The organism is Streptococcus ilei (genome assembly GCF_000479335.1).
GTDB classification, from domain to species: Bacteria; Bacillota; Bacilli; order Lactobacillales; family Streptococcaceae; genus Streptococcus; species Streptococcus ilei.
In genome coordinates, this window is sequence record NC_022584.1 from 1,848,932 (window position 1) to 1,865,015 (window position 16,084).

Annotated in this window: 17 protein-coding genes, 1 tRNA gene and 1 pseudogene; 18 read left to right on the forward strand and 1 reads right to left on the reverse strand. The window is 41.3% G+C overall.

The window, feature by feature from the left end; translation table 11 throughout:
* Window positions 1–41: 41 nt before the first annotated feature.
* The 6 genes and pseudogenes from N596_RS08775 to N596_RS09820 form a co-directional block, all read left to right on the forward strand.
* On the forward strand, window positions 42–359 hold the full coding sequence (locus N596_RS08775) for a PTS lactose/cellobiose transporter subunit IIA (protein WP_023027668.1): 318 nt from the start codon (window positions 42–44) through the stop codon (window positions 357–359).
* On the forward strand, window positions 359–2,059 hold the full coding sequence (locus N596_RS08780; RefSeq protein WP_023027669.1) for a lactose-specific PTS transporter subunit EIIC: 1,701 nt from the start codon (window positions 359–361) through the stop codon (window positions 2,057–2,059). The genes N596_RS08775 and N596_RS08780 overlap by 1 nt, the downstream gene beginning before the upstream one ends.
* A 94-nt stretch (window positions 2,060–2,153) precedes the next feature.
* Window positions 2,154–3,560, forward strand: a complete 1,407-nt coding sequence (gene lacG / locus N596_RS08785) for a 6-phospho-beta-galactosidase (protein ID WP_023027670.1) — start codon at window positions 2,154–2,156, stop codon at window positions 3,558–3,560.
* Window positions 3,561–3,686: 126 nt separating this feature from the next.
* Window positions 3,687–3,759 (forward strand) — tRNA-Thr (locus N596_RS08790).
* Window positions 3,760–4,245: 486 nt separating this feature from the next.
* On the forward strand, window positions 4,246–4,461 hold the full coding sequence (locus tag N596_RS08795; protein ID WP_023027671.1) for a hypothetical protein: 216 nt from the start codon (window positions 4,246–4,248) through the stop codon (window positions 4,459–4,461).
* Between the two features lies 1 nt (window position 4,462).
* Window positions 4,463–4,847: pseudogene (locus N596_RS09820) on the forward strand (transposase); the annotation flags it as partial.
* Window positions 4,848–4,967: 120 nt separating this feature from the next.
* Here the strand turns inward: N596_RS09820 and gshAB are convergent.
* Window positions 4,968–7,232 carry a bifunctional glutamate--cysteine ligase GshA/glutathione synthetase GshB gene (gshAB, locus tag N596_RS08800; protein WP_023027672.1) on the reverse strand — a complete coding sequence of 755 codons (2,265 nt, stop codon included), beginning with the start codon at window positions 7,230–7,232 and terminating at the stop codon, window positions 4,968–4,970.
* A 630-nt stretch (window positions 7,233–7,862) separates the two neighbouring features.
* Between gshAB and N596_RS08810 the strand changes: the two genes are divergently transcribed.
* The 12 genes from N596_RS08810 (at window position 7,863) to N596_RS08865 (ending at window position 16,083) form a co-directional block, all read left to right on the forward strand.
* On the forward strand, window positions 7,863–8,174 hold the full coding sequence (locus N596_RS08810) for a hypothetical protein (protein ID WP_023027674.1): 312 nt from the start codon (window positions 7,863–7,865) through the stop codon (window positions 8,172–8,174).
* Between the two features lie 316 nt (window positions 8,175–8,490).
* The gene (locus N596_RS08815; protein WP_023027676.1) at window positions 8,491–8,937 is read left to right on the forward strand and encodes a LytTR family DNA-binding domain-containing protein; all 447 of its coding nucleotides are present in this window, start codon (window positions 8,491–8,493) and stop codon (window positions 8,935–8,937) included.
* Between the two features lie 4 nt (window positions 8,938–8,941).
* Complete coding sequence (locus N596_RS08820) at window positions 8,942–9,637, forward strand: LiaF transmembrane domain-containing protein (RefSeq protein WP_023027677.1); 696 nt, start codon at window positions 8,942–8,944, stop codon at window positions 9,635–9,637.
* 118 nt (window positions 9,638–9,755) lie between these two features.
* Window positions 9,756–9,944, forward strand: a complete 189-nt coding sequence (rpmB, locus tag N596_RS08825; RefSeq protein ID WP_001140948.1) for a 50S ribosomal protein L28 — start codon at window positions 9,756–9,758, stop codon at window positions 9,942–9,944.
* A 156-nt stretch (window positions 9,945–10,100) separates the two neighbouring features.
* A complete protein-coding gene (locus N596_RS08830) occupies window positions 10,101–10,466 on the forward strand; it encodes an Asp23/Gls24 family envelope stress response protein (RefSeq protein ID WP_023027678.1) in 366 nt (121 codons plus the stop codon).
* A gap of 2 nt (window positions 10,467–10,468) precedes the next feature.
* Window positions 10,469–12,133, forward strand: a complete 1,665-nt coding sequence (fakA, locus tag N596_RS08835; RefSeq protein ID WP_023027679.1) for a DAK2 domain-containing protein — start codon at window positions 10,469–10,471, stop codon at window positions 12,131–12,133.
* Window positions 12,134–12,294: 161 nt separating this feature from the next.
* Window positions 12,295–12,864 (forward strand): SP0191 family lipoprotein, encoded by a 570-nt coding sequence (locus tag N596_RS08840; RefSeq protein WP_023027680.1) that lies wholly within the window; start codon window positions 12,295–12,297, stop codon window positions 12,862–12,864.
* 126 nt (window positions 12,865–12,990) lie between these two features.
* Window positions 12,991–13,182: a hypothetical protein gene (locus N596_RS08845; protein ID WP_023027681.1), complete on the forward strand. Its 192-nt coding sequence runs from the start codon at window positions 12,991–12,993 to the stop codon at window positions 13,180–13,182.
* Window positions 13,179–13,376, forward strand: coding sequence for a hypothetical protein (locus tag N596_RS08850; RefSeq protein ID WP_023027682.1), 198 nt, complete (start codon window positions 13,179–13,181; stop codon window positions 13,374–13,376). Before N596_RS08845 ends, N596_RS08850 begins: the two co-directional genes overlap by 4 nt.
* Window positions 13,363–14,280 carry an ABC transporter ATP-binding protein gene (locus N596_RS08855; protein WP_023027683.1) on the forward strand — a complete coding sequence of 306 codons (918 nt, stop codon included), beginning with the start codon at window positions 13,363–13,365 and terminating at the stop codon, window positions 14,278–14,280. Before N596_RS08850 ends, N596_RS08855 begins: the two co-directional genes overlap by 14 nt.
* Entirely contained in the window at window positions 14,249–14,989 is a 741-nt protein-coding gene (locus N596_RS08860) for an ABC transporter permease (protein ID WP_023027684.1), read from the forward strand. The genes N596_RS08855 and N596_RS08860 overlap by 32 nt, the downstream gene beginning before the upstream one ends.
* Complete coding sequence (locus N596_RS08865; RefSeq protein ID WP_023027685.1) at window positions 14,986–16,083, forward strand: sensor histidine kinase; 1,098 nt, start codon at window positions 14,986–14,988, stop codon at window positions 16,081–16,083. The genes N596_RS08860 and N596_RS08865 overlap by 4 nt, the downstream gene beginning before the upstream one ends.
* Window position 16,084 lies beyond the last annotated feature (1 nt).

Below are 16,084 nucleotides of genomic sequence, written 5' to 3' on the forward strand. Positions count from 1 at the left end.
AACTTTTAAAAATTAAGAAATTCAAATTGGAGGAATTGGTCATGACCAAAGAAGAAATGACACTATTAGGTTTTGAGATCGTTGCCTATGCAGGGGATGCTCGCTCTAAACTTTTGGAGGCCCTCAAGGCAGCTGAGAAGGGTGACTTCGCTCAAGCGGAAAGCTTGGTAGAAGAAGCAGGAAGCTGCATCGCAGAGGCTCACAAGTCTCAAACAACTATGCTAGCGCAAGAAGCAGCCGGAGAAGACCTCCCTTACAGCATTACCATGATGCATGGGCAGGACCACTTAATGACAACGATCCTATTAAAAGATGTGATTCATCATTTCATTGAACTATACAAAAGAGGAGTAAAATAATGCATAAATTAATTGAATTTATTGAAAAAAAGAAACCTTTCTTTGAAAAATTATCGCGGAATATTTATCTCCGCGCCATCCGTGATGGCTTTATTGCGGGAATGCCAGTCATTCTCTTTTCAAGTATCTTTATCTTGATTGCCTTCGTACCAAACTCATGGGGCTTCCAATGGTCTGATGATGTAGTGGGCTTCTTGATGAAACCTTACAGCTATTCCATGGGGATCCTTGCTCTATTGGTAGCAGGAACAACAGCCAAGTCCTTAACAGACTCTGTCAATCGTAATATGGAAAAAACCAATCAAATCAACTATATGTCAACACTTTTGGCAGCAATCGTTGGTTTGTTGATGCTGGCTGCTGACCCAATTGAAGGTGGTATTTCTACAGGTTTCCTTGGAACAAAAGGTTTGCTTTCTGCTTTCCTTGCGGCCTTTGTTACTGTTAATATTTACAAGGTCTGTGTGAAAAACAATGTTACCATCCGCATGCCGGACGAAGTTCCACCGAATATCTCTCAAGTTTTTAAAGATGTGATTCCATTCACACTCTCAGTTGTTTCTCTTTATGCTCTTGATTTGATTGTTCGTCATATTGACGGGGCAAGTGTGGCCGAATCGATTGGTAAACTCTTCGCTCCTCTCTTCTCTGCAGCAGATGGCTATGTAGGAATTACCATTATCTTTGGGGCCTTTGCTTTCTTCTGGTTTGTTGGGATTCACGGACCATCTATTGTTGAACCTGCTATTGCAGCGATTACTTACGCAAATGCCGAAGTTAACTTGAATTTGCTAAAAGAAGGGATGCATGCGGATAAGATTCTCACTTCTGGTACGCAAATGTTTATCGTTACCATGGGTGGAACAGGTGCGACCCTAGTAGTTCCATTTATGTTTATGTGGCTATGTAAATCGAAACGAAATCGTGCTATTGGACGTGCATCAGTCGTTCCTACTTTCTTCGGTGTAAACGAGCCAATCTTGTTCGGTGCACCACTTGTATTGAACCCAATCTTCTTTATTCCATTTATCTTTGCGCCAATCGCTAACGTTTGGATCTTCAAGTTTTTTATTGAAACGCTTGGGATGAACTCATTCACGACCAACCTTCCATGGACTACTCCAGCACCACTTGGACAAATCTTGGGTACGAACTTCCAAGTCTTGTCCTTTATCTTGGCGGCCCTCCTGATTGTTGTAGACGTTGCTATTTACTATCCATTCCTCAAGGTTTATGATGAGCAGATTCTTGAAGAAGAACGCTCTGGTAAAGCAAACGATGAATTAAAAGAAAAAGTAGCTGCAAACTTCAATACTGCCAAAGCAGACGCTATTCTTGAAAAAGCAGGTGTTGAAGATGCACCAGCTGAAAATACGATTACAGAAGAAACAAACGTCTTGGTTCTCTGTGCAGGTGGAGGAACCAGTGGCCTCCTTGCCAATGCCTTGAATAAGGCTGCAGCTGAATATAAGGTTCCTGTCAAAGCGGCAGCAGGTGGTTACGGTGCCCACCGTGAAATGTTGCCAGAGTTTGATCTAGTCATCTTAGCTCCTCAGGTTGCTTCAAACTTCGAAGATATGAAGGCAGAAACAGACAAGTTGGGCATCAAACTGGCTAAGACAGAAGGTGCTCAGTACATTAAACTAACACGTGATGGACAAGGTGCTCTCGCCTTTGTTCAAGCTCAATTTGAAGAATAAGAACTAAGAACTAAGAAGTGAGATGGAGATGGATGGCTCACTAGCTCCTCTCCTCTCACTTTTCATTTGATTCAATCAAGAAATAGGTGAAATAATGACAAAAACACTTCCTAAAGATTTTATTTTTGGTGGGGCAACGGCTGCCTATCAAGCAGAAGGTGCTACTCATACTGATGGAAAAGGTCCAGTTGCTTGGGACAAATACTTAGCTGATAACTATTGGTATACAGCAGAACCAGCAAGTGATTTCTACCACAAATATCCAGTAGATCTTCAATTGGCTGAAGAATACGGTGTCAATGGCATCCGGATTTCCATCGCTTGGTCGCGGATCTTCCCAACTGGCTACGGGGAAGTCAATCCTAAAGGGGTTGAATTCTACCACAATCTATTTGCGGAATGCCACAAACGCCATGTGGAGCCTTTTGTAACCCTCCATCACTTTGATACACCAGAAGCTCTTCATTCAAATGGAGATTTCTTGAATCGTGAAAACATCCAACACTTTGTAGATTATGCTGCCTTCTGTTTTGAAGAATTCCCAGAAGTTAACTATTGGACAACCTTCAATGAAATTGGTCCCATCGGTGATGGTCAGTACCTGGTAGGTAAATTCCCGCCAGGAATCCAGTATGATCTTGCCAAAGTTTTCCAATCACACCATAATATGATGATTTCGCACGCCCGTGCTGTGAAATTGTACAAAGACAAAGGTTATGCGGGTGAAATTGGTGTCGTACATGCTCTTCCAACTAAGTATCCTTTGGATCCGAAAAATCCAGCAGATGTTCGTGCGGCTGAGTTGGAAGATATCATCCACAACAAATTTATCTTGGATGCTACTTACCTTGGACACTACTCAGATGCAACCATGGAAGGGGTAAACCACATCTTATCAGTAAATGGTGGTAGCTTGGATCTTCGTGACGAAGACTTTGTAGCGCTTGAAGCAGCTAAAGATTTGAACGACTTCCTTGGAATTAACTACTACATGAGTGATTGGATGGAAGCATTTGATGGTGAAACTGAAATCATCCACAACGGTAAAGGGGAAAAAGGAAGCTCTAAGTACCAAATTAAAGGTGTTGGTCGTCGTGTAGCTCCTGACTATGTACCTCGCACTGACTGGGACTGGATCATTTATCCTCAAGGGCTATATGATCAGATCATGCGTGTGAAGGCGGATTATCCAAATTATAAGAAAATCTACATTACTGAAAACGGACTGGGCTACAAAGATGAGTTTGTGGACAATACGGTTTATGACGATGGACGGATTGATTATGTGAAACAACACTTGGAAGTTCTGTCCGATGCGATTGCGGATGGGGCAAACGTCAAAGGCTACTTCATTTGGTCACTCATGGACGTCTTCTCTTGGTCAAATGGTTACGAAAAACGCTATGGTCTCTTTTATGTGGACTTTGAAACCCAAGAACGTTATCCAAAGAAATCAGCTCACTGGTACAAGAAAGTAGCAGGAAGCCAAGTGATTGAATAAAGAAATAAACATGTGAGAAGGCTTATCCGTAAGGGTAGGTCTTTTTGACTCGATAATATTTTTTGATAATTTTCTACTAGCTACTATTGACAGCCTTCTTCAAAGTGCTATACTATAGGGGTAATTGCCGAATTAGCTCAGTTGGTAGAGCAACGCACTCGTAACGCGTAGGTCACAGGTTCGATCCCTGCATTCGGCATCAAGCTACACAAGAAAAAGCCTATTGTAACAGGCTTTTTTGATGTTGAATTGCTTTTTGTACCAAAAATTATAAAAGTTTTTGAATGTTATCAAGTTCAACATTTATTTTCTCTTGTAATGTATGATCGTAGTCTTAGCTAATACGGGAATGACTTTATCAATATTCTAAAGTTATTTTAGAAATGCTCAAAACTATCTTTTCGGAAAATATAAATTTTTCGGAAAGTTGATTTATAGTCTCTTTTAAATATAAAATTAAAAAGATGTGCAGGGTTGTAATTAACTTGTGCATTTTTTTGTTTAAGGTGAATTCAAAGTATCCTAATATACCATATAGCTGAGAAATAAATCAAAATAGGGAAAAGAAGATATTGACAGAATTCCAGGGTTTGGTATAACAGTCAACTAGATAGTTACAATAATCAACAGGAGATATTCCTGAAGGTGTAATGTAAGATATTAGTGAAAAGATCGGAGAACATACATGGAATATAGTAAACTAGGCTGGGAAGAAGTTAGTAAGTTTGAGGAAATAAAAGGTTATGGACAACATATTTGGCGACATCATGAGAAATATTTTTTTGTTGCAGATGAAGGGGGAATAGTTGAACAGAGGGTAGTCTATGAATTACCATATAGAACTATTTCAATCACCCTACCAAGTTTTTCTGAGTTACTTGAAAAGTCTAACTTAATTTGAAAATTTAGGCAATAAAGAAATCCTAGACAAGCTTTTGAGCTATTCAGAAGACTTGAAATACCACTATAATCTCTATCAGCTCTTGCTTTTTCACTTTCAGAATAAGGAACCAGAGAAATTTTTGTGGACTCATTGAAGACAATATAAAGAAGGTTCATTCTCTTTTTCAGACTGTCTTTAAAACATTTCTAAAGGACAAAGGGAAAATCATCAATGCCCTTCAGTTATCCTATTCCAACGCAAAATTGGAAGCGACTAATAATCTCATCAAACTTATCAAGCGCAATGCCTTTGGTTTTCGGAACTTTGAAAACTTCAAGAAGCGAATTTTCATCGCTCTGAATATCAAAAAAGAAAGGACGAAATTTGTCCTTTCTCGAGCTTAGCCTTTCTTCAACCCACTACAGTTGACAAAGAGCCGTAGATTTTAGGTATTTACCTTGTCTACTTAAGAGGTATCATATCATCGAGATAAAGGTGATTTGTTTGTTCCTAAGAATTAGGTTTTAGGTTTGACTTGTGGCAACTTCTGGAAAAAGCTTGTCTAGGATTTTTGGAGTGATAGCTTGTCCAGGACCTTCAGCACAATAGGTGTGAATATACATAGAGGGATTGAAGTTGAGCTCGATACAAGTGCAATGAGGTTTTTCCTTGCTAGCAGGCTGAGTTCTATCTGGAATGATGAGGTCAACCCCGCAAGCCCAGGCCCCCATGCTAGTTGCCATAGCTGCTGCCAATTCTTGGTAAGAGGAATCTATTGTCTCAGTGACATCAATAGAGTCACCACCCGTAGAGATGTTGGAGTTACGGCGGAGATTGACCTTTTTCCCTTCTGGGAGAATATCATCAGGTGCATAACCTTGCTGAGTTAACATCAATTGTTCGATGTCTCCTAGCTTAATGATTTCCAGAGGTGAGCGGTGGTCACGGCCTCGCAATGGATTGGCATTTTTCTGAGCGACTAATTCACGAATGGTATGTTTGCCATCACCGACAACATTAGCAGCGACACGAAGGAGGACAGCCTCACAACGCCCGTCCAGAATGAAGAAACGGTATTCGGTTCCTGGGATAAATTCTTCAACAAGAACAGCTGTATCTTCTGCAAAGGCAATCTCGAGAGCTTTCTTATAGTTATCAAGGCTGGCAGGCTCTTGGAAAATGGAAATGCCCAGACCGAAGTTGGTTGATTTTGGTTTAACCACAATTTGCTTGCCCTTGATAAGAGGATAGTAGGCTAGACCTTGTTCTAGACTGGTAAATTCGTCGCCGGCAGGGACAGGGAAGCCAGCATCAGCCAGGATTTTTTTGGTCACGGTTTTATTAGCCATGGCAAGAGGAACTACATAGTTGTCTTTTGAGGTCATGTTACCATTTTTGACGTACTCAACATGATCTTTATGCCAGAGTTTAAGGAATTGATCCTGCTCATCTAGGATTTCAAAATGAAGCCCTTTTTGAATGGCATCAAAGAGCAGCATCTGGGTAGAAAGTTCCATCTCCTCATAACCCTTAAGGGCATAGTGGGCAGTCCAGTCGTAATCATGATAGGCAAGCGCCTTGTCAAGGGCAAAGTCAGAAAGGGACTTGTCTTTGATATGAGGAAGAAGTTGAGCAGCTAGTGTCTTGTTCGGATCTGCAAAGGCATCTTTAACTTGTTTGACCAGACCTTGATGATAGTCACCAAGCCCAAAATGTTGCACCAGTTGGTCTAGAGCTGTCGTAATGTTCTGAGTTTCAGCTTCAGAAGGTAGAGGTTCTAAAGGATGAGAGAGGGCAATTTTTTCATTCAGCGCGTGACCTTGAGCCAGAGCCTGATCAACATTTTCAGGGGCATCCAGCCAGAGGAAGGCTAGAAGGAGTAGGTGTACGGTATCCATGGTAGTTTGGCTAATACCGATACGCTCAAAGGGGTTGAGGTCGAAGTTACGGAATTCTAGGTAGGTGATTCCCTTGTCAAGGAAGGAGCGATTAACCTTTTGTCCACGGAAACGAACAGCCGAGTAAAATTCCTTTTCCGCAATCAAATCACCTTGTTCGATATAGTTTTCGATGGCAGAGACATAGTCTTCTAGGCTTGCAAAAGATACTTGTATTTCTTCCTTATTGACATAACCATGGTCGCTGTTTCGGAAGGAACGCACGAGTTCTGGCACTTCTTGGTCGAAGAAGCCTTGCTCAGCAACAGGTGCAGCACCAAAGAGATAGGTGATCACCCAACGATAGCGCAAATAGTTCTGAGCCAACTTAAGATAGAGGGCATTTTTGAAAGCAATTATATCAATCTGGTCACTTTCTTGGAATAGGGCCTCAACCAAATCTTTCCCTAGTTCCATATTATAGTGGATACCTGAGATAGCTTGTAGTTTAGTTCCGTATTTTTCGGCCAGGTAGTTACGATAATGGCGTTCAAATTCATTTTCCAGTTGGGCAACTTGAATTTCCTGGGCGTTGATACGAGGAGGCATGGACAAGGGCCAGAGAAGTTCATCTTTACTGATGGAACGTCCAGCTACATCGGTAATGGCTCCAAGAAATCGACGAGCCTCAGTGGTAGATTTAGCAACTGGTGTGATGAGTTCCATCTGAAACTCACAAAAATCTGTTTGAATATAAGGGTGGAAACTTCGAGCTCCTAGGCAGGAAGGGTGAGGCGTATGTGCTAATTTTCCCTGTCTATCGACACGAAGACTTTCGCGTTCAATTCCAAAGTTAGCTTGAAGGATAGGGCTAGTAGGCTCCAGCTTTTGAAGCAGTTGATTTATAATCATAGAGTCACCTTTTCATCTAATGTTAGTGTTAGTCTATTATAAATAGGAACAAAAAACAAATTTCTGCTACGTATGGCTATGATTTACCAACATTTAACGCAAGTTTGTGAAAAATGAGCAGGTTTTAGAGTTGTTTTTTCTCTACCTATTTTTCTAAAACTGGGGAAAATCTGATATAATAAGCTTTGTAGGTGTATTATATTAATACTTACAGAACCGAACTATTCCCCTATTTAAGAAATATTGATTCAAATTTTATGAAATCAATCAGTAAATATCGTTCATAAAAACCTTGATATTACGCTATTTTTAGTCCAACTGAAACTCATACTTTCCAAACCAGGTTTTACGAAAAGTTTTATTTGCACCAAATGATTTTAAAAGTATTCGGATATTTTCAAATTCATCGTTAATCTTCTCGATCGACAGGTACTTTAATTGTTTAATGAAAGAGAGGAACCATAACCTAAATATGGATACTTCATCTGGCTCATCAATGTTCATGTGACCAGATAGTCCGATAATTCGACCACTTATCCAAATTTCCTTGTCACCTTTGCCTTGGTTTGCTATAGTAGGATTATCGAAAGAAGCCAGTCTTCTGATAATATTACAAAAAGAGGTAGTATCATGAAAAAATTAATTGGTTTTGGATTTATCCTTGCAGCTATCGCCGTCATCACCTTTAGTATCATTGGTTATCCCAAAATAGATGCCAATCTTTGGCCCTTGGTTCCAGTTGTCTTGTTTGCTTTCTTTACTTTTGAAAATGCACTCAAGAAAGACTACAAGTCTAGTTTGATCTGTGCAGTGATTGGCTTGATCATTGCCAATGCCATCTATGATCTTCTTCCAATTTCAAATGGGGTCGTGATGACTGCGGGTGTCTTGGCCTGTCTTGGTCTAGGTTTTCTCTTTCCAGACGCATCAAAAGAAAAATAATGCTTCCGATTTTATTCGCTTTAGGAGAGTGGGACAGAAATCGGTCATTCGTTAGAATTCGATTTCGTCGTCCCACCTCCGCACAGTTGAGTAGGGCTGTAAAAGCTGATGAAATCAGCGTAGTAGAGCCCACTCAACCACTGCGTCTTGCTCGACAATCCAAAGACAATTGAGAGACTAGGACTTTTGTCCTAGCCTCTTTTTAGCTATCTGAAAGAACCACTTAGGGGCTGAAAATAACCACTTACCGAAAAGGACTTGTAAGATTTTGAACAGCTGTTATAATGTTACTAACAAAGGTTAAGAAAGGAGTCCTATGAAAGTTCGCATCGAATTAGATCCGCAGATGGATGAGCCAGAAATGATCATCCGGGCTCCTCGATTGACGGAGGAAGTCGCCCGCTTGCAACAGTTGATCTTGGAGCAAAAAATGACGCCACTGACCTTTTACAAGGATCGAAGCGAGTACTTCGTAGATGTGTCAGAAATTCTCTTCTTTGAGACAGATGGCGAAAAGATTTATGGGCATACCAGAGAAGAGGCCTATGAGGTTCGTCAAAAACTCTATGAGTTGGAAGAAATCTTGCCGATTGCTTTCTGTCGCATCTCCAAGTCGACCATTGTCAATGCCAAGCAGATTTATTCTATTGAAAAATCTTTTTCGGGAACTAGTACAGTAAACTTTTATCAAACCCATAAACAGGTACACGTGTCCCGGCACTATTATCAACTCTTAAAAGAACGGTTAAAGGAAATGAGGTAACAAGATGAAAAATAAATTAATTGGGATTTTCTTAATCCTCTTAGCAACCCTAGTGCTCTTACAAGGTTATTTTGTAAAATGGGAAATCAGTATCTGGACGCTGGCTTGGGTTGTTTTACTAGCAGTCCTTTCCCTCTCAAGTTTTTTGAAGCGGCACTTTGGCTGGGGCTTCCTATATGGGATTTTGCCCCTCTTCTCCCTGAATGGTCAATACCATTTTCTTCCAGTATCCAATTCGGTGGTCATCTTTTCTTCTATTTTAGCGGTGATTGGTCTGAATATTCTCTTTAAGCCCTCTAAAAAAGCGAAAACGACTTGGAGTTCCTATTCAGCAGGATCACATGCCCAAGCTGCTGGCAATGATATCGATGTTTCCTTTTCTACAGTGACCAAGTATTTGAATGACCAGAACTTTACAGGTGGAAGTGCCGATGTGAGTTTTGGAGAAGCTTCGATCTATTTTGATAATTGCCGGATGGAAGGTCCGTCTGCCCAGTTCGCAGTGGATGTTTCCCTTGGAAGTCTGAGCCTCTATGTTCCAAGCGACTGGCGGGTTCACGTCAATGTAGAAAATTCTCTGTCAGCCATCCAACACCAGGAAAATCCAAGCAATTTAACCAGCAAGGACTTTTACATCGTTGGAGAGGTCTCACTGGGGAACCTAGAAATCATCTATGTAGGTGAGAAATCCTTCGAATAAGCCTATCTAAGAAAAACTTATTCAAAGGTCTTGCCAAGAGGAAGTTTTTTTGGTAATATAGTACGGTATGTGGTGCTAGCACATCCGTAATATTAGATCTAATAGGAGGCAAAACAGAATGGCTAAAGTATGTTATTTCACTGGTCGTAAGACTGTATCAGGAAACAACCGTTCACACGCGATGAACCAAACCAAACGTGCCGTAAAACCAAACCTTCAAAAAGTAACTGTCCTTATCGATGGTAAACCTAAAAAAGTTTGGGCTTCAGCTCGTGCATTGAAATCTGGTAAAGTAGAACGCGTTTAATCAGAAATCAGGATCTCTTGGAGGTCCTTTTCTTTTTTCTTCGTTTTTTTCTCTTTTTGAACATTTGTATCAACCGATAGGAGAAAGGTGTATCCCTTTTACACGCGCCCTCTTTTATGGTAAAATAGAATATAAAATACTTTTGAGGTAGAAATTATGACAGTAAAAATCAATACAAAAGATGGTCAGATTGAATTGACCGATGATGTCATCGCAACTGTTGTAGGCGGTACAGCCACTGAAATTTTTGGAGTGGTTGGAATGGCCAGCAAAAAAGCGATTAAAGATAATTTCCAAGCTCTCTTAGGTAAGGAAAACTACTCTAAGGGTGTAGTTGTGAAGACAACAGAAGCAGGAAGTATTGCGGTTGATGTTTACACTGTTTTGAGCTATGGTACAAAAATTAGCGAAGTCTCAAAAAATATTCAAGAGCGTGTCAAATTCAGTCTAGAAAATCAACTTGGAATCACAACGGATACAGTCAACGTCTATATCCAAAACATTAAAATTGTGGGAGAATAATCGTGTCTAAAATTACAACTAGTTTATTTCAAGAAATGGTCCAAGCAGGGGCTACTCGCTTAAATAAACAAGCCGAGTATGTCAATTCATTGAACGTTTTTCCTGTACCAGATGGTGATACTGGAACCAATATGGGGATGACCATTGAAAATGGTGCAAAAGAAGTAGCCGATCGCTCTGCTTCAACTGTTGGAGAAGCAGCAAATATCTTTGCGAAAGGGCTTTTGATGGGAGCGCGTGGAAACTCAGGAGTGATTACGTCACAATTGTTCCGCGGATTTTCTCAAAGTGTCAAAGACAAGGATGAATTGGATGGAGCAGCTCTTGCGGCAGCCTTTCAAGCAGGGGTTGAAGTAGCCTATAAAGCGGTAATGAAGCCTGTAGAAGGAACCATCTTGACCGTTTCTCGTGGTGCTGCCATCGGTGCCAAGAAAAAAGCAGAATCTACCAATGATGCTGTCGAAGTCATGCGTGCGGCCCTTGAAGGAGCTAAGACAGCTCTTGCCAAAACACCAGATATGCTTCCTGTATTGAAGGAAGTCGGTGTGGTGGACTCTGGTGGTCAAGGTTTGGTCTTCATTTATGAAGGGTTCCTATCAGCTTTGACAGGAGAATTTATCGCTTCTGAAGAATTTGTGGCGACTCCAGCAACCATGTCAGAAATGATCAATGCAGAGCACCACAAGTCCGTAGCGGGCCATGTGGCAACCGAAGATATCACCTTTGGTTACTGTACAGAGATCATGGTCGCTTTGAAACAAGGCCCAACCTATGTCAAAGACTTTGACTACGATGAATTCCGTAACTATTTGAACAATCTTGGGGATTCTCTACTAGTCGTTAACGATGATGAAATCGTCAAAGTCCATGTCCATACTGAAGATCCAGGTCTTGTTATGCAAGAAGGATTGAAATATGGTAGCTTGGTCAAGGTAAAAGTAGACAACATGCGCAACCAGCATGAAGCACAAGTTGAAAAAGAAGAGCGTCAAGCGAAACCAGCTAAAGCAAAAGAATATGCGATCATCGCAGTCGTTGCGGGTGACGGATTAGCGGATATCTTCAAAGCGCAAGGTGTGGATTACATCATCTCTGGTGGTCAAACTATGAACCCATCAACAGAAGACTTTGTCAAAGCTGTTGAAGAGTTGAATGCGCGCAACATCATTATCTTGCCAAATAACAAAAATATCTTGATGGCCGCTCAATCAGCAGCAGAAGTCATTGAACAACCTGCAGTTGTCGTAGAGACCAAGACCATCCCTCAAGGATTGACCAGTCTTCTTGCCTTTGATGAGAGCAAGTCTATTGAAGAAAACCATGATCGAATGGCAGCAGCGATTGAAGATGTGGTGTCAGGTAGTGTGACGACAGCCGTTCGTGATACAACCATTGATGGCCTTGAAATCCATGAAAACGACAATCTTGGAATGGTCGATGGCAAAATCGTTGTTTCCAATCCAGATATGATGGAAACCTTGACAGCAACCTTTGATAAGATGTTGGACGAAGATAGTGAAATTGTTACGATCTATATCGGTGAAGATGGTCAAGAAGATCTAGCCAATGAGTTGGCTCAAAACTTGATGGCTAAATATGAGGACGTTGAAGTCGAAATTCATCAAGGAAATCAACCAGTTTACCCATATTTGTTTAGCGTTGAATAATCAAAAAATTTCAAAAATAGCAGGAAAAAGAGCCAAAAAAATGATTTTTTGGCCCTTTTTTTGATAAAAAAAACTTTATGAAAGCGATTAGATAGGTGTTTTTAGACAATTTTTATTTGATATGTTATACTTTAGAAAAATAGAAATAGGAGAAAAAGCAAATGAAAAAGGTAATCTGCTTTTTAGGAGCTTTGCTTTTTGTGATGACGGGGTGTGCTACTAAGTCTCAGTCCACAGAAACATCAAAAAGCTCAACCACTACTTCGATAGAAAAAAGTGAAACTGTTACTAGTGAGGCAAAGGAAGAAACCAAAGTTCTCACTGCAAAAATCAATGGCAATCAACATCGCTACACCATCACGACAAAAGGTGATAAGGTTCAGAAATTAAAGTTAGATGTTTTATCAGCCTTGCCAGAAAAAATCGCCACTAATTCAGCTAATCTAAGTCCTGAAGAGATGACAAAAATTATTAATGAAGGCTTGCAGTCAGATTCAGAATACAAGGCTCTGAAAGACATGGCTGGCTTCAGTATCGAATATAAGGTCACTCCAGAGAAAAAATTAGCCTCAACGGTCTCTGTTGATATGGAAACTATTGATTGGGACAAGGTTAAAGACCTATCTTACTTTAAAGATCTTGGTATCGGTGACCTAAAAGACATCAAGGCATCGACTGTTTTCACAGGATTAAAACTCCACGGTTTTAAAGAAGAAACGCCAGCACCATAGGTTCGGACTCTTGTCCGGCCTTTTTTATTTTCCATGACATTTGTCATGTCAGCCAGTGACAAAATCATCTAGTAGCCTGTTATTCCTTTCGCTATAATAAAGTCAGAAAGTAAGAGGTAAGGAAAAATGAAACAATGGTTCTATAAAGTGTTTACATTAACAGTGGTTGGGATGGTCGTCTATTTGATCTTTTCAAAGGATGATAGCCTCTATTACCATTTCCCTTGGGAATTATTTGCGGGGATTGGCATCATGAGCTGGGCAGTCCAAGAAGGGCTAAAAATGGTCAAGGCTGTTAAAAAGGAGATGGAGCAATGAAAAAGAAAATTGAAATTGGCTTGGTAGCTGCTCTGTGTTTGCTCCTTTGGGTAACTGAGATGATGACGGGATGGTTTTCTGCTCATTTTCCTAGCTGGTTTTTCCAAACGGTTTGGGGAGTGACCTTGGTTGTCTATGTCATCATTCCAGCTGGCCAAGCCTGGTTGAAAGGAGAGTCTCATGAGTGTCATTAGAGTTGAGAACTTGAAGAAAAGTATTAAAGGAAAAGTGATTCTAGAAGATCTTTCTTTCAGGGTTGAACGGGGAGACTGTATGGCCTTGATTGGGCCTAACGGAGCAGGGAAGACGACCTTGATGAATTGCCTCCTAGGAGATAGGAAGGCAACTTCTGGAACCATTGAAATAGAGGGAAAAGCTCCTGGTCATCCTCAATTGAAGACTAGTATCTCTTATCTCCCTCAAGAGAATGCTATCGTGCAAAAGTTAACCGTGCAGGAACTAATTAGTTTCTTTCGCTCCATCTATCCCAATCCCTTAACGGTCTGTGAAATCGATGATCTATTGCGTTTTAGTCTAGAACAAAAGAAACAATTGGCCAGTAAGCTGTCTGGTGGGCAAAAACGTCTCCTATCCTTTGTCCTGACCTTGATTGGTCGTCCCAGTCTTCTGTTTTTGGATGAGCCAACGGCTGCCATGGATACATCCACTCGCCAACGCTTTTGGGAGATTGTCGGGCATTTAAAAGATCAAGGTGTGACTATTGTCTATTCTTCCCATTACATTGAGGAAGTAGAGCATACAGCTGACCGGATCCTGGTCTTGCACCAGGGACGTTTGCTTCGAGATACGACGCCACTAGCTATGAGAAGTGAAGAGGTAGAAAAACATTTTACCCTGCCTTTGCGATACCAAGCTCTAGTGGCAGGGATGGACGGAATTGGTCAAGTGACGGTCAAACCTGATGCCCTTCAAGTTGTGACAGGCGATGCCAATCGTTTGTGGACTCGATTGCAAGAAGAAGGCTGTTCGATCCAAGAGATCGAAGTGACCAATCGAAGTTTATTGGATTCTATTTTTGAAAATACAAAGGAAGTAGGTAGAGAAGATGAAACGCATGAAAGCTCTCGGCGTGGTTGAGTGGCATTTGACCAGACGCCAAGCCATTTATTATTTATTATCAATAGGGATGCCCACGGCCTTTTATCTCTTCTTTTCAGGGATGTACCAGGACACACCAGGGGCGCCCGCTCATTTTATGAGGGATTATCTCCTCTCTATGACGGCTTTTTCCATGATGTCTACGGCTCTATTTTCCTTTCCAACAGTTCTTGAAACCGATCGACTCAATAATTGGCAAAAAGTCTTGCGCCATACCCCGGTATCTATGGTAGAATATTATCTAATAAAGGTTGCGGGTCTCTTTGTAGACTTTCTCCTATCCATTGGGGTCGTCTTTACCGTGGGTCATGTGGTGCGGCATGTGAACATGTCTCTACAGGATTGGGTCTTAGCGGCCTTCCTTCTCATCCTAGGAAGTCTAGCTTTTGTAGCTATCGGTCTGGTCTTGACCTTGCTTCCTTCCAGTCAATTGATGTCGGTTGCGGGCAATCTCCTCTATATGGGACTGGCTGTTATGGGTGGCCTATGGATGCCTATTAGTGTCTTTCCAGAATGGATGCAAGCTATTGGTAAATGCCTGCCAACCTATCAATTGATGGAGCTGATCAAGACCTTTTTAAATAAGGGGCAGGTCAATGGCTTTGCTAGTCTCTATTTAAGCTTGTTTACCCTGGTCTTGTTTGCTCTTGTCATCGTCTATCGTCGTCATTCTGAGGTTCGTTCATGATCGAAAAACTCAAGCGTATTCATTATATGTTTTACGCTAGCCTAGTTTTTATGGGATTCCCATTTATCTCTATTTTATTGGGTGAGGTTCCCTACTGGCACTTCTTTTTAGCCCTCTTGTTTATTGCTTCCTATCTAGGAATCTTGATTACTGAAAACAAAAAGCTGATCTGGATTTGTTGGCTGTACCTCCTAGCCTATGTAGCAGGAAATACTCTTTTTATTAACGCTAACTATTTTTGGTTTTATTTCTTCATCAGTAATCTGTTAGTCTATCACTTTGAGATTCGCAATTTTCGCTCTCCTTATCTTTGGACAGTTTTTCTATCGCAATTCCTACTTTTTGGAGTTATCTTTTTCAAACAGAATGCGATGGAGTATGAATGGGTATTTTTAATCATCATTTTCTTCTTTACCCATGCCATGACTTACGGCATGGTTCGGATTCGGATGATGGAAGAGTTGAAAGCTGACCATGCCAAGCAAAATGCCCAGATCAATCTCTTGCTGGCAGAAAACGAGCGCCATCGGATTGGCCGTGATCTACATGACAGTCTGGGCCATACCTTTGCTATGCTCAGTGTCAAGGCAGACCTGGCTGATCAATTCTTAGCATTGGGTCAGGTTGAGAAGGCGCAGGAGCAGGTGCAAGAGATTCAAGCCATTAGTCAAGAGTCCATGCACCAAGTCCGGGAGATTGTGGAGAACTTGAAGCAGCGAACGCTGGCAAGAGAGTTAGAAACCGTCCAGCAAATGCTAGAAGTGGCGCAAGTCAAAGTGGAGATTCAAAATGAGCTTGATACAGCTAGTATCTCGCCGATCCTAGAGTCTGCACTGGCCATGGTGTCTCTGGAATTAGCCACTAATATGATCAAACATGCCAAAGCGACGGAGGCCCATCTCTCTTATCGCTCTACCGAAACAGGGGTAGAAATGGTCGCAGAAGACAATGGCATCGGCTTTTCCAAAGTCTCCGGCAAGGACCTGCACTCGATCCGCGAACGGATTGCCTTATTGGGAGGAGAGCTAGAGATCAGTCATCGTCACAAGCCGACCCGCATAGAAATACGGATCCCCTATCAAGAAAGGAAATAAG